This is a genomic window from Nonomuraea polychroma (assembly GCF_004011505.1).
Classification (GTDB): domain Bacteria; phylum Actinomycetota; class Actinomycetes; order Streptosporangiales; family Streptosporangiaceae; genus Nonomuraea; species Nonomuraea polychroma.
Genome location: NZ_SAUN01000001.1, coordinates 11,251,370 through 11,273,486, shown reverse-complemented (window position 1 = coordinate 11,273,486; position 22,117 = coordinate 11,251,370). Strand labels below are relative to the sequence as shown.

Sequence of the window (22,117 nt, the reverse complement as noted above, 5' to 3'; positions counted from 1 at the left end):
TATCTTCAGCCCGGTAGCGGAAAGAGTCACTGAGCGCGTCCCGAATGCTTTCCCCAGATCCGTGTGAGCGTCGCCGCCTTCCAACGATACGACGATAAGCTTTCTGATCAGCAGGGCGTCCACGTCAGCCATCGCTCAGGGGCCGCTCTGACGGGCGAAACCCAAGTCGGAGGGATCGGCTACGTCGCGGCGAGAGATTTCTCCGGGGCCGTGTCGATCCGCGGGCCGCTCGTTCGACCTTTGGGTGCGAGGGCCGAGAGGCGGCCCCGCCGGACGAGGAGAACGCGATGCCGAAGTACCTGCTGATCATGCGGGGCACCGACGAGTCGAACGCGGCCATGATGGCCAACATCGACGAGATGATGGCCACGACCCGCCAGTTCATCGAGGAGATGGTCAAAGCCGGCGTTCTCCTGGCGGCGGAAGGGCTGGACGATCCGGGCCAGGGCGTCGTGGTCGACTTCAGCGGCGAGGCCCCGGTGGTCACGGACGGGCCGTACGGCGAGACCAAGGAACTGTTCGGGGGCTTCTTCCTGCTCGACGTCGCCTCGAAACAGGAGGCGGTCGAGTGGGCCAAGCGGGTCCCGGCGGCCCCCGGGTCCAAGATCGAGGTCCGGCGGGTGCCCGGGAGCGACGAGGTCCCGCAGGTCGACGAGTGATCATCAAGGGCTGGGCCGGGCGCGAGAGCAACGGCCAGATCTGATGGGTACGGCCGATGTCGAGGCCGTCTGGCGGATCGAGTCGGCGCGGATCGTCGCCGCGCTGACCCGGTTCACCGGCGATTTCGGGTTGGCCGAGGACGCCGCCCAGGAGGCGGTGGCCGAGGCGCTGGTGTCGTGGCCGCTCACCTCTCCGACCGATCCGGCCGGCTGGCTGATGGCCACGGCCCGGCGGCGGGCGATCGACGCGATCCGCCGCCGGACCGCCCTTCAGGACCGATACGCCCTGCTGGCGGCCGACCTGGTGGTTGACGAGGAAATCGATCCCGACAAGATCGATGACGACGTGCTGGCGCTGATGTTCATCAGCTGCCACCCGGTGCTCTCCCCTGAGGCCCGGGTGGCGCTGACCCTGCGCGTGGTCGGCGGCCTGTCCAGCGAGGAGATCGCCCGCGCGTTCCTCGTACCCGTGCCGACCGTGCAGGCCCGCATCACCCGGGGCAAGAAGACGATCGCGGCGGCCGGGGTGCCGTTCGAGCTGCCGCCGGCCGCCGAGCGCCGGGAGCGGCTGGGCGGCGTGCTCAGCGTCCTCTACGTGATCTTCACCGAGGGGTCGACGGCCACGTCGGGCGACCGGCTGTTGCGCCCCGACGTCGCGTACGAGGCGATCCGGCTGGCCCGCACGCTGGCCGCGTTGCAGCCGGACGAGCCGGAGGTGCACGGCCTGCTGGCGTTGTGCGAGCTGACGGCCGCGCGTTTCCCGGCCCGGACCGGCCCGGACGGTTCGCCGGTCCTGCTGGAGGAGCAGGACCGGCGGCGGTGGGACTTCTCGGCGATCCGCCGTGGGCTGGCCGCGCTGGCCAAGGCATCGACTCGTGGCCTCGGCCCCTACGGCCTGCAGGCCGCGATCGCCGCCACCCACGCGTCGGCGCCCTCGGTCGAGGCGACCGACTGGGACCGGATCGTGGTGCTCTACGAGGCACTCGGCCGGGTCGCGCCCTCGCCGGTGGTCGAGCTCAATCGGGCCGTCGCCGTTGCCATGGCCTCGGGTCCGGCGCAAGCCCTGGCCATCGTGGACGAGCTGATCGCCTTGGACCGGCTCCCCGGTTCGCATTTGGTTCCGACCGTACGCGGTGAGCTGCTGGCCCGACTCGGACGGCGACCGGAGGCGCGCGCCGAGCTGGAGCTGGCGGCCCGGCTGTGCGCCAACCAGCGCGAACGCTCAGTGCTGCTGCGCAAGGCGGCCACGCTGAGCTGACTTCTCCAGCTCGGCCAGCCGGGACTCAAGCGCGGCCCGGATACCCGTCGATCGCATCGGCCCCGACGGCCGAATCCCCGAATGCGGACGGCGGGAGCGCGGCGAACCCGGGGAGAAACTCGCCCACGGTCGGCGCGTAGACCTCGTCCGGGACCGACCGTGGCCCAGGTGCTTTGTCAGGCCAGGGTGGCAGCAACGGTTCGATCAGATCCCATAGGTCGTCGACGACCCACGCCTCACTCGCGCTCCACCGAGCGAGGCTGATTTTCACATCGTGGCGCTGATCAACATCTATTCAGCAGATCGTGTTAGGGACTTCAAAGCATCGCGAGGTAGTTAAGCGCCGTGCACCCTCATTTCGGCAGAAGGCGCATCCACATCGTTCATCACGGCGGCCGAGTTCTACGGAGAGTCATCTGGCGACGTGTGCTTACCTCGCCAGGATCTCGGCCATGGTCAACAAGTGGCGCTCGTTCTCACGAACACTCGCACGCGGTAGGCCAGCGAAGTGGCGCCGAAAGTGACCAACATCTGGCTCGCGTTCTCGCGAACAAAATCAGCGCGTACTTGCCTCACCAGTATTCAGGGGTCTTCAGCCATGTCAGGCATGTCAGGTGCACTGCCTCGGTACTACCGGCCTGAACGGGTGGTAGCCGCGGTTGACGACTACGGCTTGCTCGGCTGTGCCATCGCGTCGGCGCCGGTGGTGTCAGAAGCTACTGCCAGCGCTACCCAGGTGCCGAGCGAAGAATCGGATCGAGCTGTCGATTTCGAAAGATGGGACTCGAAAGTGGCTGCCGGGGTTGGCGTGCAGGGTTTTCTCGGCGGAGCCGAGTGCGTCGAACAGCTTCATGACTGAGTCCCGCGGATTGCCTTCATCGTCCCACTGCAGCAAGAACTCGACCGGGATTGTGATCCGCGCCGCAGTGTCGGTGAGCCAGTCGCTTCCGGTGAGGCCGAGGACCGCGGCTTTGATCCGGGATTCGGCCGCGACGAGGCGGATGCCCATCTCACCGGCCTGGGACAGGCCGTAGTACCCCACGGGCTGGCTGTCGCCGACGGAATCCAGTTTCTGGAGCGCGTCGAGGGTGGTCTGCCAGTCGGGGATGAGCTGCGCCGCCACGGTTTCGTTGAGGGCGGGCCACTCCGGGCCGAACCAGAAGGGCTCGCCCGCGGCCTCTCGTTCCTGGATGAGCGCGACGAGCCGCCGGATTTCCGGGTGTTCCGGCCTGTCGCCGGTACCTGGCGCGTCGATCGCGGCGACCGCGAAGCCGCAGGAGGTGACGTAGGGGAAGGCGCGGGAGACGACCTCCCATCCCTTCTTGTGCTGGCCGCCGCCGTGCCCGATCAAGACCAGTGGGCGGGGACCGGAGCCTTCGGCGGGCGTCCAGAGCACCCCGGGGATGTCTCCGATGGTGAAGAGCTGTTCGCGGATGCCGTCAGTGAACGTTTCCGAGGTGATGCGCATGGCGGTATTACATCGGCATTCCCGCTGACGCGGCGAGTCGATTATCGGCTTATTCGGACCGGCATCTGACGGCCTGGGAGGCACCGGCGACGCTTGGGCTACTACTACCGAAATGACGACCCGCTCGCCGAGCTGGCGATCCTGATCCCTCCGATCAGGGCAGATTCGAGCGCTGTTGCTGGCCACGAAGTCTCTCCAGCGGGGCCGCAACCTCATTGACTTGCTCAGGTTTCCGGGTGGACCACTCGGAGACCTCGTTGAACCATCGGTTCCAGACCGCGCCTACAGCCTCGGCTGTGATCTCTTCCTCACCACACACCAGAGCGGTGAGATCACGCACTTCAGGGTCGTACTCGTCCTCAGGAGCCCCCATGCCTAACAGGCCTTCGGGGTCGCACTGATTGATCAGCACACGGACAGCAGCGGTTACCTGATCATCTCTCATGGACTCCAGCATGCCCCGGCGCAGCCGAGCTTCCCTCTACTTGCCTAACGTTCCTGACAGGCCTTCAAGCAGCTGACCTGCTAGTTCTCCTGATAACCCTAGATAACCGCAGGACCGTCAGGGTTCCCGTGCCCGTAGCGGAACGACGTTGGTCGCAGCTAGTTGAAGCTCCTCGCGCAGCTCGGTGTTCTCGGCGGTCAGTGCGTTCACGACGCGGACCAGCGCGGGAACGTCGGCCCGCAGCCGGACGAGCTCCTTGTCCTTGTTCGCAACGGTCTTCTTCAGCTTTGTGATCTGCTCGCGCAGCCGGACCTCGACGTCCGGTGTCGCTCCGCGCTCCTTCACCCGCTCGTAGAACTCGTTGCGCAGGTCGGTGTGGCGCTGTGTGAGCGCGTTGCGTGGGACACAGGCTTCCTGGGCTAGGGTCACCTTCGCCGGGTCGATGGTGAGCGTGGCCTCGGCGGTGCCGTGCGCGGGCACGGTGAGCTTCGCCGTGGACAGGCCGGCCGCGTCGGAGCCCGTGACGGCCAGGTCGAGGGCGATCTCGGCCTCGCCGTCGTTGCGGTAGACGATCGTCCTGGCCGTCTTGGGGTCATCGGCGGCGTGCGGCCAGTCGTAGAAGGCCGTGGGCAGCGAGCCCGTGGCCGTGAGCGTCGCGCTGACGGACGCGGCCACGTCAAGCCGCCCGGTTCCCTGCTGGAACGGCGTGTACGGCAGCGCCTTCGCCGAACTCATCAGGGCGTCCTTGACCTGCTGCCCGGTCCAGTCCGGATGCCGCTGCACCAGGATGGCCGCCGCGCCCGCGACGTGCGGGGTGGCCATGGAGGTACCGTCCAGCTTCCAGTACGGCCCGCTCGCCTCGTCGTTGTACGACGAGTGCGCCGCGTTGATCCCCACGCCGGGAGCGGAGAGGTCCGGCTTGAGCCCGTACGTCCTGTCGAGCGGCCCCATGCTGGAGAAGTCGGCCCGCTCGTCGCTCTTGTCCACCGCGCCCACGGTCAGCGCCAAGGCGGCGGAGCCGGGCGCGCCGATCGTGCCCTCGCCGTAGCTGTTGCCTGCCGCGATCACGAACAGCGTGCCGTGCTGCTTCGACAGGTTGTCCACCGCCTGGGCCATCGGGTCGGCGCCGCCGTCGGGCACGTCGCTGCCCAGGCTCATGCTGACGACTTTCGCCCTGGCCGCGGCCCACTCCATGCCTGCGATGATCCACGAGTCCTGGCCGTAGCCGTTGTCGCCGAGCACCTTGCCGACGAGCAGGTCCGCGCCGGGGGCGACGCCCTTGTTCGCGCCGTCCGAGGCGGCGCCGGTGCCGGCGACCGTGGAGGCGACGTGGGTGCCGTGCCCGTTGACGTCCTTGACCTCCTCGCTAGGTGCGAGTCCGTCGCGGTCGACGGTTTCGTCGGGAACGAAGCTGGCGGACTCGGTGATGCGGCCCTGGAGGTCGGGGTGGGTGTCGTCGACGCCGGTGTCGAGCACGGCGACCTTGACGCCCTTGCCGTCGTAGCCGGCGGCCCACGCCTGCGGGGCGCCGACCTGCGGCACGCTCTCCTTCAGCGTGACCTTGGCCTTGCCGTCGAGCCAGACCTTGGCGATGCCGCCCGACCTGGCCGCGGGTGCGGCGATCGTGTTCCAGAACGGGCGCGGGTCCGCCCCGACCTGGAGTGCCGCCCCCTTGACGCTGGGCAGCGCCCTGACGACCTGGGCGCCGGTCATCGAGCGCGGCATGACGCCCGAGTACGTGACGATCACCGGCGGCGTGCCCTGGTAACCCATGGCGGCCAGGCCGGCGACGTCGAACAACCGCCGGTCGAGCCGCTCGGCCGCGATCAGCGGCACGGCCTCGTCCGGCAGAACGTAGACCTTCCCGTCTGACTGGAGGACCTGGACGCCGCCCTGCGCGCCGTCCGGCCGGTCCACGGTGACGGTGTCCTGCTCGCCCGGTCCGTCCACGTAATGGACCCGGTCGCCGGTGATGAGGGTGATCTCCGCCTCTTGGAGCGCCGGCTCCGGGGGCGCGGACTCCCGGGAGTCCGCGTGCGCGGCCGTCGGCACGGCCAGCACTGTCGCCGCGAGCGCTGTGGCGGTCAGCGTCCTGGCGGGGAAGTTGAGGGGCATGGGGTGGATTCCACCGCTCCCGCCATGCCCCCGGGAAGGTCATCCGCGCGGCGGGAACCCGCCCTGGCGGGAGCCCGTCACACGTTGCGTCGGTATTGGCCGCCCGCTTCGAACAGCGCCTCCGTGATCTGGCCGAGCGAGCAGTGGCGGGCGGCCTCCATCAGCACCTCGAACGCGTTGCCTTCCGACATCGCCACCTCGCGCAGCCGCGCCAGCTGGGCGGGCGCCTCCGAGCGGTTGCGCTCGTGGAAGGTGCTCAGGCGCTCCAGCTGCGAGCGCTTCTCCTCCTCGGTGCCCCTGGCCAGCTCCAGTTGGTGCGGCGCCGGCTCCTCGGAGTCCTTCGTGAACGTGTTCACGCCGATGATCGGCAGCGAGCCGTCGTGCTTGCGCATCTCGTACAGCATGGACTCGTCCTGGATCTTGCCGCGCTGGTAGCCGGTCTCCATCGCGCCCAGCACGCCGCCCCGGTCCGAGAGGCGCTCGAACTCGGCGAGCACCGCCTCCTCCACCAGGTCCGTCAGCTCGTCGATGATGAACGAGCCCTGCAGCGGGTTCTCGTTCCTGGCCAGGCCCCATTCGCGGTTGATGATGAGCTGGATCGCCATGGCGCGGCGGACCGAGTCGGCCGTCGGGGTGGTGACGGCCTCGTCGAAGGCGTTGGTGTGCAGGCTGTTGCAGTTGTCGTAGATGGCGATCAGGGCCTGCAGGGTGGTGCGGATGTCGTTGAAGTTCATCTCCTGGGCGTGCAGGGATCTGCCCGAGGTCTGGATGTGGTACTTCAGCTTCTGCGAGCGCTCGGCGGCGCCGTACCGCTCGCGCATGGCCACCGCCCAGATGCGGCGCGCCACCCGGCCCAGCACGCTGTACTCGGGGTCCATGCCGTTGGAGAAGAAGAACGACAGGTTCGGCGCGAAGTCGTCGATGTTCATGCCGCGGGCCAGGTACGCCTCCACGTACGTGAGCCCGTTGGCCAGGGTGAAGGCCAGCTGGCTGATCGGGTTCGCGCCGGCCTCGGCGATGTGGTAGCCGGAGATCGAGACCGAGTAGAAGTTGCGTACGCCGTTCTGGATGAACCACTCCTGGATGTCGGCCATCATCCGCAGGCTGAACTCGGTGGAGAAGATGCAGGTGTTCTGGCCCTGGTCCTCCTTCAGGATGTCGGCCTGGACGGTGCCCCGGACGGTGGCCAGCGTGCGGGCCCGCACCTCCGCGGCCTCCTCGGGCGTCGGCTCGCGGCCGTGCTCGGCGCGGAAGCGGTCGAGGGACTGGTCGATGGCGGTGTTGAGGTAGAAGGCCAGGATCGTGGGGGCGGGGCCGTTGATCGTCATGGACACCGACGTGTTGGGCGCCGTCAGGTCGAACCCGTCGTAGAGCACCTTCATGTCGTCGAGGGTCGCGATCGAAACCCCCGACGTGCCGACTTTTCCGTAGATGTCGGGGCGGGGATCGGGGTCGTGGCCGTACAGCGTCACCGAGTCGAACGCCGTCGACAACCGGGTCGCGGGCTGGCCGTGCGACAGCAGCTTGAAGCGCCGGTTGGTGCGGAAGGCATCGCCCTCCCCCGCGAACATCCGCGTCGGGTCCTCGTCCTCCCGTTTGAACGGGAAGACGCCGGCGGTGAAGGGGAACGTTCCCGGCAGGTTCTCACTCCGCAGGAACCGCAGCAGGTCGCCGTGGTCGGTGTAGCGGGGCAGGGCAACGCGGGGCACGCGGTTGCCCGAGAGCGTCTCCCGCCAGAGCGGCGTGTGGATCTCGCGGTCGCGTACCTTCACGACCAGCTCGTCGGCCGTGTAGCGCTCCTTGACGGCGGGCCAGGTGTCGATCAGGGTGCGGCTCTCCTCGGTGAGCTCCCGGTCGGCCTGCGCGTGCAGCTCCTTCAGCCGGTCGTCGTCCATGAGCTCCTGGACGGCCGCCAGTTGCTGACGGCGGCGCGCCACCTCGGCCTGGGCGAGGGTCTCGGCGTGGTACGCGCGGACGGTCTCGGCGATCTCGGCCAGGTAGCGGGACCTGGCGGGCGGCACGATCGCCGCCGAGGCCTGCGAGGTGCGCCCGGACACTTGCGGCAGCAGGCCCGGGCCCGCCTCCTCCAGCAGGAGGCCCTTGAGGTGGTGGTAGAGGGCCGTGACGCCGGCGTCGTTGTAGCGGGCGGCGATGGTGCCGAAGACCGGCATGTCCTCGGGTCTGGCGCCGAAGGCCTCGCGGTTGCGTACGAGCTGGCGGCGCACGTCCCGTAGGGCGTCCTCCGCACCGCGCCGCTCGTACTTGTTGATCACGACGGCCTCGGCGAAGTCGAGCATGTCGATCTTCTCGAGCTGGGAGGCCGCGCCGAACTCGGGGGTCATCACGTAGATGGGCACGTCGACATGGGGAACAATCCCAGCGTCGCCCTGGCCGATGCCCGGCGTCTCCACGACCACCAGGTCGTAGCCGGCGGCCTTGCACGCGGTGATCACACCGTCGAGGCAGGCCGGCACCTCGTTGGCGGCGCCCCTGGTGGCCAGGGAGCGGAAGTAGACCTGGGGGCCCAGACTGTTCATCCTGATCCGGTCCCCGAGCAGCGCGCCGCCGCCACGCCTGCGCGTGGGGTCGATGGCGATGACCGCGATGCGCAGCTTGTCGTCGTTGTCGACGCGGAACCTGCGTACCAGCTCGTCGGTGAGCGAGGACTTGCCCGAGCCGCCGGTGCCCGTGATGCCCAGCACGGGCACGTGCTTGTCCGCGGTCAGCCCCTCGATCCCGCGGCCGCCCTCGATGAGCGTGATCGCCCGGGCCAGCGCCGCCTGGTCGCCCGCGACCACGGCCTCCACCGAGGGCGGGTCGCCCAGCTCGACGTCACAGTCCTCGATCAGCTTGTTGATCATCCCGGGCAGGCCGTACCGCTGGCCGTCCTCGGGCGAGAAGATGCGGGTGACGCCGCGCGAGTGCAGCAGGTCGATCTCCTCGGGCACGATCACGCCCCCGCCGCCGCCGTACACCTTCACGTGCCCCGCACCGCGCTCACGCAGCAGCTCCACCAGGTAGGTGAAGAACTCGACGTGCCCGCCCTGGTAGGAGCTGATCGCCACGCCCTGGACGTCCTCCTGGATCGCAGCCGTGACGATCTCCTCGACCGAGCGGTTGTGACCGAGGTGGATCACCTCCGCGCCCTGCGACTGGAGAATGCGCCGCATGATGTTGATCGCCGCGTCATGGCCGTCGAACAGGGCCGCGGCGGTCACGAAACGGACTGGGTGTACCGGGACGTGCACGCCTGATCACTCCTTCGTGAGGGCTCTCCTTCGAAGATACTAGGACGTCCTACTATTTCCCAGGACGTGCGGGGTAGGAAACCGGCGAGGAGGTGACGCCGGATGCGTGCGCTGACGTTTGCGCCAGGCCACAAAGGGACGCTCGACGTGCAGGACGTGCCCGACCCCGAACCCGGCAAGGGTGAGCTGCTCGTCCAAGGGCTCGCGCTGGGCATCTGCGGGACCGACAGGGAACTGGCGGACGCCGAGTACGGCTGGCCGCCGCCCGGCAAGGAACGGATGATCATCGGGCACGAGTCGCTCGGCCGGGTGCTCGAGGTGCCGGAAGGCTCGGCGTTCTCCGCCGGCGATCTGGTGGTCGGCGTGGTGCGCCGGCCCGATCCTGTGCCGTGCGCGGCGTGCGCGCGCGGCGAGTTCGACATGTGCCGCAACGGCCGCTACACCGAGCGCGGCATCAAGGAGATCGACGGGTACGCCAGCGAGCGCTGGACCGTCGAGGCCGGATACGCGGTGCGTCTGGACCCGTCGCTGGAGAGCGTCGGCATGCTGATGGAGCCGGCGTCGATCGTGGCCAAGGCGTGGGAGCAGATCGAGCGGATCGGCTCGCGGGCCTGGTTCGAACCGCGCAAGCTGCTCGTCACCGGAGCGGGGCCGATCGGGCTGCTGGCCGCGCTGTTCGGGCAGCAGCGGGGGCTGGAGGTGCACGTGCTCGACCGGGCTCCGGAAGGGCTCAAGTCGCGGCTGGTGGACGATCTGGGCGGGACGTACCACTCGGCGTCGTCACTGGAGGCCTTCGCCTCCTCCAAACCGGACATCATCATCGAGTGCACCGGTGCGGGGCAGCTCGTCATCGACGCCATGATCACCACGAGCCCGGCGGGCATCGTGTGCCTGTGCGGCCTCGCGCCCGGCGGGCGTACGCACCGGGTGGACGCGGGGGTGATCAACCGGGACATCGTGCTGGAGAACGACGTGGTCTTCGGCACCGTCAACGCCAACCAGCGTCACTACAGAGATGCGGCCGCGGCGCTGGCCAAGGCGGACCCGGGGTGGTTGGAGCGGCTCATCACGCGTCGGGTGCCGCTGGACCGCGCCCTGGACGCCTTTGAACCAGGCGACGACGTCAAGGTCGTCATCGACCTCACCTCATAGCGCAACAACCCGGCAGCACGGACGCAGCCGCCCAGCCGGCGTCGCCCGGCATCGACCCTGCCGACTGCCCGGCGTGGCGTTGCGGACCGGCAGGGCCACTCGGCCGGCAGGGCGTTGCCGACCAGCGGGCGGCACAACGTCTGGGCAGCGATGGGTGGCTCAGGTGGGGTCGTAGGGCTTGCGCCGGGTGGGGCTGGAGTGCCGGGTGGCCGCATTTCCGGAGCCGGCCGGGACGCGACTCCTGGTGGAGCGGTCGGGCTGCGTGGCGGTGGCGCGTTTCTTGGCGGTCCCTGGTTGCGCTTTGGGGGCGCCGGCCTGCGCCTTGGTCGCGCCCGCCAACGCCTTCGCCACGCCCACCGGGGCCTTCTCGTGGGTCTCGCCCTCGTCACGCATAGGGGACGTGGAGCGTGTGGGGCGGGGTGCCGGCTTCTCGGCGCGCCGGCCGGTTGGCGCGTTCCATGGCCAGGGCAGGCGGCGGTGGGTGCCGCGGCGGCGGCCGGTGACGCGTAAGGAGAGCACGATGGTCATGAGCACCATGGCGGCCAATAAGGCGGGCGGCGTGCCTAACACGTCCAGCGGCGACCCGGGCGCGGGCTCCGACCGTGGCGCCGAGACGAAGGGCCGCTCGGTCGAGCGGATCTCGTCGGCCTTCTCCGCACCGGCCTTGACCAGCCGCGGCACACCGTACCCGACGACCTTGTCGGTCTCCCGGGTCTTGCGCTTGAGCCAGACGCGATCGACGTTCGCCTCGATCGTGTGGATTTTCTTGCCGTCGACGCGCTCCACGACTCCGACGTGGTCGATGCCTTTGTAGCTTTTGCCGCCGCGCCAGTCGAAGAAGACCAGCGCGCCGGGCTCGGGACGCTGTGTCCAGGCTCCCTGTTTGATGAACCAGGCGGCGTGCGACGGCGTCCAGGCGAACTCGCCGACATATTGGGTGAGGCCCGCCTTGTCGGCCGCCCAGGCCAGGAACATGTCACACCACGGCGCATTGCGGTACTGGGTGTCTTGGACGCGATCCGCGTACCACTGGCCGAACTTGGTGAACTGGCCGCCCTTCTCCTTATAGCCGAGTTCCTGCCGTACCGTTTCCAGCAGCTCGTCAGCGATCGGGTCCAGGGTGACTCCTCCCAGAAAACCGGCAAATCACGATGGACTGTAATAGCGCCGTCAAGAAATTGCGCGGATGACTGAGAAAGTGTCTTGCAATGAGCCGAAATATCGGCTATGTGACTGTTGAGACAGATGGGACTAGCGCCCACGCATGTCAGGAGCCTGCACCCACGCGATAAACGGTCACGTCCCCCGCGCCCGGCGCCACCACGTCGGCCACGATCACGGTCACGTTGTCGGGCGACCCGCCTTCGTTGGCCAGATCGATGAGCCGCTGGACGGCCGCCGCCGGGTCTGCCACCGTGGTCAGCACCTCGTGCAGGACCTCGGGCCCGAGGACGGTCGTCAGCCCGTCGGAGCAGAGGAGGTAGCGATCATCAGGCTCGGCCTCGCGCAGCGCCATGTCGGGCTCCGCCCTGCCCTCGCTGCCGAGCACCCGCAACACCATCGAGCGCCGGGGATGCACGGCGGCTTGATCCTCCGTGATCCTTCCTTCGTCCACCATCGACTGCACAAGTGTGTGATCCTTGGTCATCTGGTAGAGAGCACCATCGCGCAGCAGGTATCCGCGGGAGTCACCGAGATGAGCCAGGGCGAACCGGTAGCCGTCCCACAACATGGCGGTCACCGTGGTCCCCATCCCCCGGCGCGCCGGGTCGATGTCGGCCAGCTCCACCAGCCTGCGCCCCGCCTCCTGCACGGCGCCCTCCAGCGCCGCCTCCAGGTCGGCACCGGTCTCGGGAAGCGTGGCATCCAGCTCGTGCATGACCGCGATGGCGGCCGAGCTCGCCAGCTCGCCCGCCGCGTGCCCGCCCATCCCGTCGGCCACCACGAGCAACCGGCCACTCGCATAGCCGGAATCCTCGTTCTGCTCCCTGCGGCGGCCCACGTCTGATCCGGCGGCATAGCGGATGTTGTGCTTCATACCCTGCAGTAAATCATTGGTTGAAAGACTTCACAAGCAGATGCGCTGAAGACTCTTGTGAACTACTCTGGGCTCCATGAGCCACGACCCGACCGTCAACGCCGGGGACATCGCCCGGCTCGCCGGTGTCGGGCGGGCCGCGGTGAGCAACTGGCGCCGCCGCCACGACGACTTCCCTCAGCCCACCGGCGGCACCGCCAACCAGCCGTTGTTCTCCCTGCGTCAGATCGAGTCCTAGCTGCGCCGCTATGGGAAGTCCTACCAGGTCTCGCTGGGAGATCGGGTGTGGCAACGCCTGAAAGCCGCCGGCGATTTGCGGCTGGGCGAGTTGGTCGCCCAGGCCGGGACGTTGCTGGCCGGGCAGCAGAGCGCGCCGGCCGCGGCCTCCGGTGAGTCCTCCCTGAGCGACGGTCCGAGCCGGGCGGACACCGCACCGGACCGGCTCGATCCGGAGCTGGCCGGGCTGGTCATGGAGCTGGCGGGGCAGCACGACCCGCTGACCGCGTACGAGTTCCTGTGCGAGCGTTACCTCGAAGCCCACTCCCGCCAGCTGTCGGTCACCCGCGAGGACGTGGCCGAGCTGATGGTCCGGCTCGTACGCACGGACGGCGGGACGGTCCTCGACCCCGCCTGCGGGGTCGGCACGCTGCTGCTGGCCCTCGACGGGACGGCTCGGGTGCTGGGCCAGGAGCTCAGCGAGACCTCGGCCGCCATCACCGCCTCCAGGCTCCGGCTGCGTGGCGTCGACGCCGACATCGTGGCCGGCGACTCGATGCGTCACGACGGCTTCGCCGGGCAGCGGGCCGACGCGGTGGTGTGCGACCCGCCGTTCAACGAGCGGGCCTGGGGTTACGAGGAGCTGACCGGCGATCCGCGCTGGGAGTACGGCCTGCCGCCGCGCGGCGAGCCCGAGCTGGCCTGGGTGCAGCACTGCCTCACCCACGTCAAGCCGGGCGGGTTGGTGGCCATCCTCATGCCCCCGGCCGCCGCGAGCCGCAAGGCGGGCCGCCGCATCCGCGCCAACCTGCTGCGTGCCGGCGCGTTGCGTGCCGTCGTGGCGCTTCCCGGCTCGGACCTGTGGCTGCTGCGCCGCCCGGCCGCGGGCGAGCGGCCGCCGTCCGAGGTGCTCATCCTTGACGCCACCGCCGACCTGGGGAGCGTGGAGCCGGCCTGGCGGGCGTACCTGGAGGACCGTTCCGATCAGAGCGTGCGCATCATCGACCTGCTGGCCGACGAGGTCGACATGACCCCGGCCCGCCACCAGCGCCGCGGCGACGTCGGCCGGGCCTTCGCCGAGGCTCGCGACCGTTTCCTGGCGGCCGCCGCCGTGCCGCCGGATCTGAAGATCCTGGAGCAGCCGCTCGACCAGCCCGCCACCACGCTGGGCGATCTGATCAAGGAGGGCCTGGTGACCACGTTGCAGGCCCCGCCCAAGATGACCGCGGACGGCGGCGACGTCCCGGTCCTCACCGCGGACGACGTGCTCAACGGCACGCCACCCTCCGGCTTCACGACCATGCAGCAGGGCTTGGTCACGATCCGCCCCGGCGACGTGGTGGCCTCCTACTCCAGCGTGCGCGTGATGGCCGACGGCGGCGCGGTGCTGGGCCCGCACCTGACGCTCTACCGGGTGGACTCGCGCCGGCTGGATCCTGACTTCCTGGCCGGCTACCTGCGTGCCGCGGGTGGCCGGGCCACGACCGGCTCCAGCAGGTTCGACGTGCGCCGCACCCGCCTGCCGCGGTTGTCGCTCAAGGAGCAGAAGGCGTACGGCGAGGCCTTCCGCCAGCTCGCCGTGCTCGAAGACGCCATTCGCAAGACCTCGACGCTGGGGCAGACGCTCATCAGGCTTGGTCTCGACGGCCTGACGGACGGCCACCTGCACCCTCAGTCCTGACTTTCCGTATGTAGTAATTTTCCGTGAAAGGCTGCGGGGAGGGGCGAATGGTCATCGGTGACCGCTATGAACTCGACGACCTCCCTCTCGGTCAAGGCGGCATGGGCGCGGTCTACGCCGGGCACGACCGTCACCTGGACCGCCGGGTCGCGGTGAAGCTGCTCAGGGTGCCCAGCGGCCCGGAGCAGGAGCTGGAGCGCCGCTTCATCCGCGAGGCCCGCATCCTGGCGAGACTGGAGCATCCCGGCGCGCCCGTACTCTACGACTTCGGCACCCATGAGCAGCGGCTCTACCAGGTGATGCAGTTCATCGAGGGCGTGACGGTGGCCGACGTGGTCAGCGAGCACGGGCCGCTGCCCGTGCCGTGGGCGGCCGCCATCGCGGCCCAGGCGTGCGCGGTGCTCTCGGCGGCGCACGCCCTGTCGATCTGCCATCGCGATCTCAAGCCGACGAACCTGATGCTCTGCCCCGACGGCAGCGTGAAGGTGCTGGACTTCGGCCTGGCCCTGCTGCGTGACGCGGACGTGACCACGTTCACGCGGATCGGGCAGATCCTGGGCACGCCGGCGTACATGGCGCCGGAGCAGATCCAGCACGGCATCGCCGAGCCGCGCAGCGATCTCTACTCGCTCGGCTGCGTCCTGCACGAGATGTTGACGGGACGCCAGCTCTTCACCGGGCCCACCGACTACATGGTCTTCGAGAAGCAGGTCAAGGAGCGTCCGCCGGCCGTCCCGGGCATTCCCACCGCGTTGAGCGCGCTGCTGGCGCAGCTGCTCGAGAAGCAGCCAGGCGACCGGCCGGCGGACGCGAACGAGCTGTACGAGCGGCTCGACCCGTTCGCCGTTGAACTCCCCATGTTGCCCGGCTTCCTGACGAAGGCCCCCAGCCCCGGCCGCATGTACGCCCGCATGGCGGGCCGCGCCCTCAGCGGCTGAAGCCCCTGCCCCCTCCGTCGATTCCGCTGCGCGCGCCTTGCACCGGCCGTGAACGCGCTCTCTCGCGTGAACCGATCGTTATCTAACACCCGTTGACAGAGCGAGGTGAATCTCGGGAATCTCTTGAGAGAGCGCTCTCTCACCCGATCCCCTGACTCCTTCACAGGAGGGTTCCATGACCCCTCGAATCCGGCTCGCCGTACCTCTCCTCGCCGCGGCCCTGCTCACGGCCGCGTGCGGCGGCGGAGGGAACACGGCCACCCCGACGAGCGCCGCGCCGGGCGAGAAGATCAAGCTGACCATCGGCCTCTTCGGCGACTTCGGCTTCAAGCCGCTCTATGAGGAGTACAAGAAGACCCACCCGAACATCGAGATCGTCGAGAACGTCACGCAGTTCAACGACCACCACAGCAACCTGGTCAAGCGGCTGGCCACGAACGCGGGCGCGGGGGACATCGAGGCGGTCGAGGTCGGCTACATCAGCACGTTCACCGCGCAGCCCGGCAAGTTCGCCGACCTCAAGCAGTACGGGCTCGACCAGCGCAAGGCCGACTACCTGGACTGGAAGTGGCAGCAGGGCCTGAGCAAGGACGGCACGCAGGTGCTCGGGCTCGGCACCGACGTCGGCGGCCTCGCCATGTGCTACCGCAAGGACCTGTTCGACAAGGCCGGACTGCCGACGGACCGGACCGAGGTGGCGGCGCTCTGGCCGACGTGGGAGCAGTACATCGAGACCGGCAAGAAGTTCGCCGCGGCGAACGTGGCCGGCGCGAAGTTCGTGGACTCCCCCGGTGAGATCTTCCGCGCCATGGTCAACCAGGCCCCGGTCGGCCTCTACGACGCCCAGGACAACATCATCGTGGGCACCAACCCCGACGTGAAGAAGGCCTGGGACCTGTCCAACCAGCTCACCCAGGAGGGCCTGACCGCCAAGCTCGCGGCCTTCTCGCCGCCGTGGAACACCGGTTTCGCCAAGGGCTCGTTCGCCACGATCATCTGCCCTGCCTGGATGACCGGCTTCATCCAGGAGCAGGCCAAGGACGCCTCCGGTAAGTGGGACATCGCGACCGTGCCCGGCGGCTCAGGCAACAGCGGCGGCTCGCACCTCATGGTGCCCAAGCAGAGCAAGCACCCGAAGGAGGCAGCCGAGCTGATCAACTTCCTGACCTCCAAGGAGAACCAGGCGAAGGTGTTCAAGGAGGAGGGCACGTTCCCGTCCATCCCGGCCCTCTACGACGACCCGTCGATCCAGAACTTCACCAAGCCGTTCTTCGGCGACGCCCCCATCGGCAAGATCTACTCCGAGGCCGCCAAGGCGCTCAAGCCGCAGCACCTCGGCCCCAAGGAAGGCGACGTGCGCGTGGCCATCGGCAACGGCCTCGGCCGCGTCGAGCAGGGCAAGCAGACGCCGGACGAGGCGTGGGCGCAGGTGCTCGAGGACGTCAAGAAGATCAAATGAGCACCCTTCCCCTCGCGATCACGCGACGGCGTAGGCGCAGCGTGCGGCACACCCTCGACCTGAGGGTGTCGCCGTACGCCTACGTGGCGCCGTTCTTCCTGCTCTTCTGCGCCTTCGGGCTGTTCCCGCTGGTCTACACGGCCTGGGTGAGCCTGCACGAGTGGACGCTGTTGTCGGAGACCCAGGAGTTCGTCGGGCTGGGCAACTACTCGACGCTGCTGGCGGACGCGTACTTCTGGAACGCCACCTTCAACACCCTCTCCATCGGCGTGCTGTCGACGGTGCCGCAGCTGGCGCTGGCCATCTGGCTGGCGCACCTGCTCAACCGGCGGCTGCGCTTCCAGACGTTGTTCCGCGTCTCGCTGCTGCTGCCGAACGTCACGAGCGTCGTGGCGGTCGTGGTGATCTTCAGCCAGCTCTTCGGCCGGGACTTCGGAATGATCAACTGGATCCTGTCCTGGTTCGGCGTCGGGAACATCGACTGGGCGGCCGGCACCGCGACCTCGCACATCGCCCTGTCGGTGATGATCATGTGGCGCTGGACCGGCTACAACGCGCTGATCTTCCTGGCCGCCATGCAGGCCGTCCCTCGCGAGCTGTACGAGGCCGCCACGCTGGACGGCGCGAGCAACTTCAAGCAGCTACGCAGCATCACGATCCCGATGATCCGCCCGACGATCGTCTTCGTCGTCATCGTCTCGACGATCGGCGCCATGCAGATCATCGCCGAGCCCATGTTGTTCGGGCAGAGCAGCGGCGGCGGGGGCGGCATCGCCACCGGCGGCCCGGACCGGCAGTTCCAGACGCTCGCGTTGTTCGTCTACGAGCAGGGCTTCGCGAACTCGACGTTCGACTTCGGCTACGCCTCGGCCGCGTCCTGGCTGATGTTCCTGGCCGTGGTGTTCGTCGCCGGGATCAACTTCCTGATCACCCGCAGGGTGAAGGGCGGGCTGGTATGAGGCTGCGCTATCTGACCCTGATCGCGGTGGCGTTCTTCTCGGCGTTCCCGCTCTACTACAGCGTCGTCGTGGCCTCCCGGCACAACTCGGCGCTGGCCCAGGTGCCGCCGCCGCTGATCCCCGGCGGGAACTTCTTCGCCAACGTCTCGCGGGTCTTCGACACGGTGCCGTTCGGGCTCGCGCTGGTCAACTCCCTCATCGTGGCGGGGTCGATCTCGATCGCCGTGATGTTCTTCTCGACGCTGGCGGGGTTCGCCTTCGCCAAGCTCGCGTTCCGGGGCAGGAACATCATGCTGGTCATCACGGTCGCCACCATGATGGTCCCGGCGCAGCTCGGCATCATCCCGCTCTACATGCTCATGGTGAAGCTGGAGTGGACCGGCACCAACTATGCGTTGATCGTGCCGGCGCTGGTCAACGCGTTCGGCGTGTTCTTCATGACCCAGTACCTGTCGCGCGCGCTGCCCACCGAGCTGCTGGAGGCCGGCAGGGTGGACGGGTGCTCGACGTGGGGGCTGTTCTGGCACGTCGTGTTGCCTGCCGCGCGGCCGGCGGCGGCGGTGCTCGGCATGCTGACGTTCATGTCGGCCTGGAACGACTACTTCTGGCCGCTCGTCGTCCTGACCCCGGACAACCCGACGGTCCAGGTGGCCTTGTCGACACTGGCCAGTGGGTACGTCAACGACTACGTGCTGGGCCTGGCCGGCACCGCGATCGGGACCCTGCCGCTCGTGGCCGTCTTCGCCCTCTTCGGCAAGCACATCATCGGCGGAATCATGCAAGGAGCTGTAAAGGGATGATCTTTCCCGAGGACTTCGTCTGGGGAGCCGCGACGGCCTCCTATCAGATCGAGGGGGCGGTCAAGGAGGACGGGCGGGGCCAGTCGATCTGGGACACCTTCTCCCACACCCCCGGGAAGGTCGTGGACGGCGACACCGGCGACGTGGCGTGCGACCACTACCACCGCTACAAGGACGACATCGGGCTGATGCGCGAGTTGCGGCTGGGGGCCTACCGGTTCTCGATCGCGTGGCCGCGCATCCAGCCCGACGGTGCGGGGCCGGTCAACCCGCGTGGGCTGGCGTTCTACGACAAGCTCGTGGATGAGCTGCTAGCCGCCGAAATTTCGCCCTATGCCACGCTTTATCACTGGGATCTTCCCCAAGCCCTCGAAGACCGCGGTGGTTGGACAAATCGCGACACGGCCTACCGGTTCGCCGACTACGCCGCGGCCGTGCACGACCGGCTCGGCGACCGCGTCCACACCTGGGCCACGCTGAACGAGCCGTGGGTCTCGGCATACCTCGGCTACGGAAACGGCGTGCACGCGCCGGGCCGCCGCGACCCGGCCGAGGCCATGCGCTCGGCCCACCACCTGCTGCTCGGCCACGGACTGGCCGCGCGCCGGCTGCGGCCCGGGACCGTCATGCTGGTGGTCAACTCCGCGCCGGTGCTCACGCCTGCCCAGGTCGGCGACCCTTCCGCGGTGCCGAGCGAGGCGGACGCGGCCGCCGTTCACCGCATCCACGCGCTGCTGACCCGGCAGTTCCTCGACCCGGCCGTGCACGGCACGTACCCGGCCGAGGTTCTGGAGGCGGCGGCGCGCAACGGCGGGACCGAGCACATCCGGGACGGCGACCTGGCGCTGATCAACGCACCGATCGACCTGATCGGCATCAACTACTACAACCCGTGCGTCGTCGAATCAGGCCCCGGCCTGCCCGCCGACGCCGCCTGGCCGGGCTCGGAGGACGTGCGCTTCGCCGCGGCGGACGCGCCGACGACCGCCATGGGCTGGCCGATCGTCCCCGACGGCCTGTCCCGGCTGCTGATCCGGCTCTCACACGACTATCCCGAGGTCGGCCTCATGGTCACGGAGAACGGCGCGGCCTTCGACGACGTCGTGGAGAACGGCCGGGTGCACGACGCCGACCGGCTGGCGTACCTGGACGGGCACCTGCGCGAGGTGTGGCGGGCCGTCCAGGCCGGAGCGGACCTGCGCGGCTATCTGGTCTGGTCGCTGCTGGACAACTTCGAATGGGCGGAGGGCTACCGGCGGCGGTTCGGCATCGTGCACGTGGACTACCCGACGCAGACCCGGGTGCTCAAGGACAGCGCTCTCTGGTATCGCGACGTCATCGCCAGAAACGGGCTGTAGATTTTCCACGTGAGTTCCCTTATGAGACGCCCGACCCTGGAGGCGGTCGCCGCCCGGGCGGGGGTCTCGCGTGCCACCGCCTCCCGCGTGGTCAACGGGCAGACGACGGTGGCGCCGGACATCCGCGACGCCGTGCTGCGCGCGATCGACGAGCTGGGCTACGTGCCCAACTCGGCCGCGCGCAGCCTGGTCACCCAGCGCACCGACTCCATCGCGCTGGTCATCAGCGAGCCCGGCACCAGGGTCTTCTCCGACGACCCATGGTTCTCCACGGCGATCAGGTCGGCGTCGGTGGAGTTGGAGGAGGTCAACAAGCAGGTCGTGCTGATGCTGGCGTCCAACGCCAAGAGCCACGCCCGGGTGGAGCGCTACATCGCGGGCGGGCACGTGGACGGGGTCATGCTGATCTCCATGCACGGCGCCGACCCGCTGCCGGCGGCGCTGTCGCGCCTGCGCGTCCCTGTGGTCTCGTACGGGCGGCCCGCCGTCCCCGTGAACATCCCGTACGTCGACAACGACAACCTGGGCGGCGCGGAGACCGGCGTCAGGCACCTGGTGGAGCAGGGACGCCGCAGGATCGCCACGATCGCGGGCCCTCAGGACATGATCGCCGGCCAGGATCGGCTGGCCGGCTACCGCAACGTTCTCCGCGACTCCGACCTGCGCTCCATCGTCGCGGTCGGCGACTTCACCCGCCAGTCGGGTGCGGTCGCGATGCGCCAGCTGCTGGGCGACGACCCGTCGATCGACGCCGTCTTCGTCGCCAACGACCTGATGGCGGTCGGGGCCTTGCAGTCGCTGCGCCAGGCGGGGCGCCGGGTGCCCGACGACGTGGCCGTGGTGGGCTTCGACGACATCGAGGCCGCCAAATACACCGAGCCGCCGCTGACGACGCTCAGACATCCGGTGACCGAGCAGTCGGCGGCCATGGTCCGGCTGCTGCTCAGCCTGTTCGAGGGCGGTCCGGCGGAGCCGATGATCCTGCCGACGGAGCTGGTGATCCGGGAGTCGGCTTGACGAGTGGCCTCCACGACCAGGACCTTCCCCGCGGCCTGCCCGGCATGATCTCCAACAGCTCGGCCGTGGCCGCCGCCGTCGCCGTGGCCGCGGAGCACGGGGTGCGGGCTCGGGAGCCCGTGGTGCTCAACGACTCGTTCAACCTGCGGATCCACCTGCGGCCCGCGCCGATCGTGGCGCGGGTGCCGACGGTCACGGCGCTCGGCCGGCCGCGGCCCGCCGACGTGCTGCGGCGGGAGCTGGAGGTCGTCTCCTACCTGTGCGGGCTGGGCGCGCCGGTGGTGCCGCCGAGCGACCTGCTGCCGGCGGGGCCGCATCTGCGGGACGGGGTCGTGGTGTCCTTCTGGACCCATGTCGAGCACGACCCGGACTACGCGGTGACGCCGGAGCAGGCCGGGCGGGCGCTCGCGGGACTGCATCAGGCCCTGCACGGGTTTCCCGGCCGCTTGCCGTACCTCTGGCCGGTGCTGGAGGAGCCCCTGCGGCTGCTGGACCTGCTCGACGGGCAGGTCGAGGCAGACGTGCTGGAGCGGCTGCGCGAGGCCCACGCCGGGCTGGCCGAGCGCGTGGAGGGCGGGGCCGTGCAGGCCGTTCACGGGGACGCGCACCCGGGGAACCTCCTCGCCACCTCCTCCGGACTGCTGTGGAACGACTTCGAGGAGACCATGGCCGCGCCGGCCGGTTGGGATCTGGCGTGCCTGCTCCGCACGACCAGGCTCGACGGGCAGGCGGCCGTGCGCGCCTATGGCGCCGACCCCGGCGATCCGGGGGTGCGGGCTTTCCTGGCGGCACGCGGGTTGCAGGGCACTCTGTGGATGCTGGTCAGGGCGCTGCGGTTCCCCTCGGAGGCGGACACGGCGCGGGCGGCGCTCGAGGCGTGGCTCCGCGACCCGAGCGGCGCCACCCGTTGATCAGACGGGCACCACCTCGGCCACGCCGTCGTGGTCGTCGCGATGCGGACGACGGCTCGAAGGCGGCCCGCAGCGCGTACGCTTCCCCGCCCGCCCGCTCGATCGCCACAACCGTCCCCTTGGCCAGCTCGTCGTTGCGCGCGTCATCCGGTGCCGTGGCGCGACCCCACCGTGGGCCTGGGCGACGGGCAGGTCGACGTGGCCGTCGCCTGGCTGCCCATGCCCCGGCGACGGCGGCTGCTCCTGGACGGTCGTGAGCACGGAGGACCGGTGGGTGGCGCTGCCTGCCGGGCGCCGGCTCGCCTCCCATGCCGTGGTCGCGTTCGCCGAGGTCACCGGGGAGCCTTTCGTGGCGCTGCCGGTCTCGGCCGGACCCATGCGGGACTTCTGGCTGG

The 22,117-nt window shown here is 69.3% G+C and carries 18 protein-coding genes and 1 pseudogene; 12 read left to right on the top strand and 7 right to left on the bottom strand.

Annotation, left to right across the window (positions count from 1 at the left end; all coding sequences use genetic code 11):
* The first annotated feature begins 287 nt into the window (after window positions 1–287).
* Together EDD27_RS52630 and EDD27_RS52625 are read left to right on the top strand one after the other, a co-directional pair.
* Window positions 288–703, top strand: a pseudogene (locus EDD27_RS52630) (YciI family protein).
* The gene (locus EDD27_RS52625) at window positions 703–1,917 is read left to right on the top strand and encodes an RNA polymerase sigma factor (protein ID WP_127940169.1); all 1,215 of its coding nucleotides are present in this window, start codon (window positions 703–705) and stop codon (window positions 1,915–1,917) included. Before EDD27_RS52630 ends, EDD27_RS52625 begins: the two are co-directional and overlap by 1 nt.
* A gap of 709 nt (window positions 1,918–2,626) precedes the next feature.
* On the opposite strand, the gene EDD27_RS52620 is transcribed toward EDD27_RS52625, so the two are convergent.
* From EDD27_RS52620 to icmF, 4 genes are all read right to left on the bottom strand, one after another.
* Window positions 2,627–3,385, bottom strand: coding sequence for a dienelactone hydrolase family protein (locus tag EDD27_RS52620; RefSeq protein WP_127940168.1), 759 nt, complete (start codon window positions 3,383–3,385; stop codon window positions 2,627–2,629).
* Window positions 3,386–3,539: 154 nt separating this feature from the next.
* Window positions 3,540–3,830 (bottom strand): hypothetical protein, encoded by a 291-nt coding sequence (locus tag EDD27_RS52615; protein WP_127940167.1) that lies wholly within the window; start codon window positions 3,828–3,830, stop codon window positions 3,540–3,542.
* Between the two features lie 117 nt (window positions 3,831–3,947).
* A complete protein-coding gene (locus EDD27_RS52610) occupies window positions 3,948–5,945 on the bottom strand; it encodes a S8 family peptidase (RefSeq protein WP_127940166.1) in 1,998 nt (665 codons plus the stop codon).
* 77 nt (window positions 5,946–6,022) lie between these two features.
* A complete protein-coding gene (icmF, locus tag EDD27_RS52605) occupies window positions 6,023–9,193 on the bottom strand; it encodes a fused isobutyryl-CoA mutase/GTPase IcmF (protein ID WP_127940165.1) in 3,171 nt (1,056 codons plus the stop codon).
* Window positions 9,194–9,295: 102 nt separating this feature from the next.
* Between icmF and EDD27_RS52600 the strand changes: the two genes are divergently transcribed.
* Window positions 9,296–10,345 (top strand): glucose 1-dehydrogenase, encoded by a 1,050-nt coding sequence (locus EDD27_RS52600; RefSeq protein WP_127940164.1) that lies wholly within the window; start codon window positions 9,296–9,298, stop codon window positions 10,343–10,345.
* Between the two features lie 159 nt (window positions 10,346–10,504).
* Here EDD27_RS52600 and EDD27_RS52595 read toward each other — a convergent pair whose 3' ends face one another.
* Together EDD27_RS52595 and EDD27_RS52590 are read right to left on the bottom strand one after the other, a co-directional pair.
* On the bottom strand, window positions 10,505–11,440 hold the full coding sequence (locus EDD27_RS52595) for a CHAP domain-containing protein (RefSeq protein WP_277750862.1): 936 nt from the start codon (window positions 11,438–11,440) through the stop codon (window positions 10,505–10,507).
* Window positions 11,441–11,612: 172 nt separating this feature from the next.
* Entirely contained in the window at window positions 11,613–12,383 is a 771-nt protein-coding gene (locus tag EDD27_RS52590; protein ID WP_127940162.1) for a PP2C family protein-serine/threonine phosphatase, read from the bottom strand.
* Window positions 12,384–12,459: 76 nt separating this feature from the next.
* On the opposite strand from EDD27_RS52590, the gene EDD27_RS57570 reads away from it, so the two are divergent.
* The 9 genes from EDD27_RS57570 to EDD27_RS52550 all read left to right on the top strand — a co-directional run bounded on the left by EDD27_RS57570 (window position 12,460) and on the right by EDD27_RS52550 (window position 21,722).
* Window positions 12,460–12,621 (top strand): hypothetical protein, encoded by a 162-nt coding sequence (locus tag EDD27_RS57570; RefSeq protein ID WP_241564728.1) that lies wholly within the window; start codon window positions 12,460–12,462, stop codon window positions 12,619–12,621.
* 45 nt (window positions 12,622–12,666) lie between these two features.
* Window positions 12,667–14,280 carry an HsdM family class I SAM-dependent methyltransferase gene (locus EDD27_RS52585; protein WP_241564727.1) on the top strand — a complete coding sequence of 538 codons (1,614 nt, stop codon included), beginning with the start codon at window positions 12,667–12,669 and terminating at the stop codon, window positions 14,278–14,280.
* 47 nt (window positions 14,281–14,327) lie between these two features.
* Complete coding sequence (locus tag EDD27_RS52580) at window positions 14,328–15,218, top strand: serine/threonine-protein kinase (RefSeq protein ID WP_127940161.1); 891 nt, start codon at window positions 14,328–14,330, stop codon at window positions 15,216–15,218.
* 175 nt (window positions 15,219–15,393) lie between these two features.
* Window positions 15,394–16,677, top strand: a complete 1,284-nt coding sequence (locus EDD27_RS52575; protein ID WP_127940160.1) for an ABC transporter substrate-binding protein — start codon at window positions 15,394–15,396, stop codon at window positions 16,675–16,677.
* Window positions 16,674–17,636, top strand: coding sequence for a carbohydrate ABC transporter permease (locus EDD27_RS52570; RefSeq protein ID WP_127940159.1), 963 nt, complete (start codon window positions 16,674–16,676; stop codon window positions 17,634–17,636). Before EDD27_RS52575 ends, EDD27_RS52570 begins: the two co-directional genes overlap by 4 nt.
* Window positions 17,633–18,436: a carbohydrate ABC transporter permease gene (locus EDD27_RS52565; RefSeq protein WP_127940158.1), complete on the top strand. Its 804-nt coding sequence runs from the start codon at window positions 17,633–17,635 to the stop codon at window positions 18,434–18,436. Before EDD27_RS52570 ends, EDD27_RS52565 begins: the two co-directional genes overlap by 4 nt.
* Window positions 18,433–19,794: a GH1 family beta-glucosidase gene (locus EDD27_RS52560; RefSeq protein ID WP_127940157.1), complete on the top strand. Its 1,362-nt coding sequence runs from the start codon at window positions 18,433–18,435 to the stop codon at window positions 19,792–19,794. Before EDD27_RS52565 ends, EDD27_RS52560 begins: the two co-directional genes overlap by 4 nt.
* 21 nt (window positions 19,795–19,815) lie before the next feature.
* The gene (locus EDD27_RS52555; protein ID WP_127941536.1) at window positions 19,816–20,811 is read left to right on the top strand and encodes a LacI family DNA-binding transcriptional regulator; all 996 of its coding nucleotides are present in this window, start codon (window positions 19,816–19,818) and stop codon (window positions 20,809–20,811) included.
* Window positions 20,808–21,722 (top strand): phosphotransferase family protein, encoded by a 915-nt coding sequence (locus EDD27_RS52550; protein WP_127940156.1) that lies wholly within the window; start codon window positions 20,808–20,810, stop codon window positions 21,720–21,722. The genes EDD27_RS52555 and EDD27_RS52550 overlap by 4 nt, the downstream gene beginning before the upstream one ends.
* Here the strand turns inward: EDD27_RS52550 and EDD27_RS52545 are convergent, their stop codons facing one another.
* Window positions 21,723–22,100, bottom strand: coding sequence for a hypothetical protein (locus tag EDD27_RS52545; protein WP_127940155.1), 378 nt, complete (start codon window positions 22,098–22,100; stop codon window positions 21,723–21,725).
* Between the last annotated feature and the right edge of the window lie 17 nt (window positions 22,101–22,117).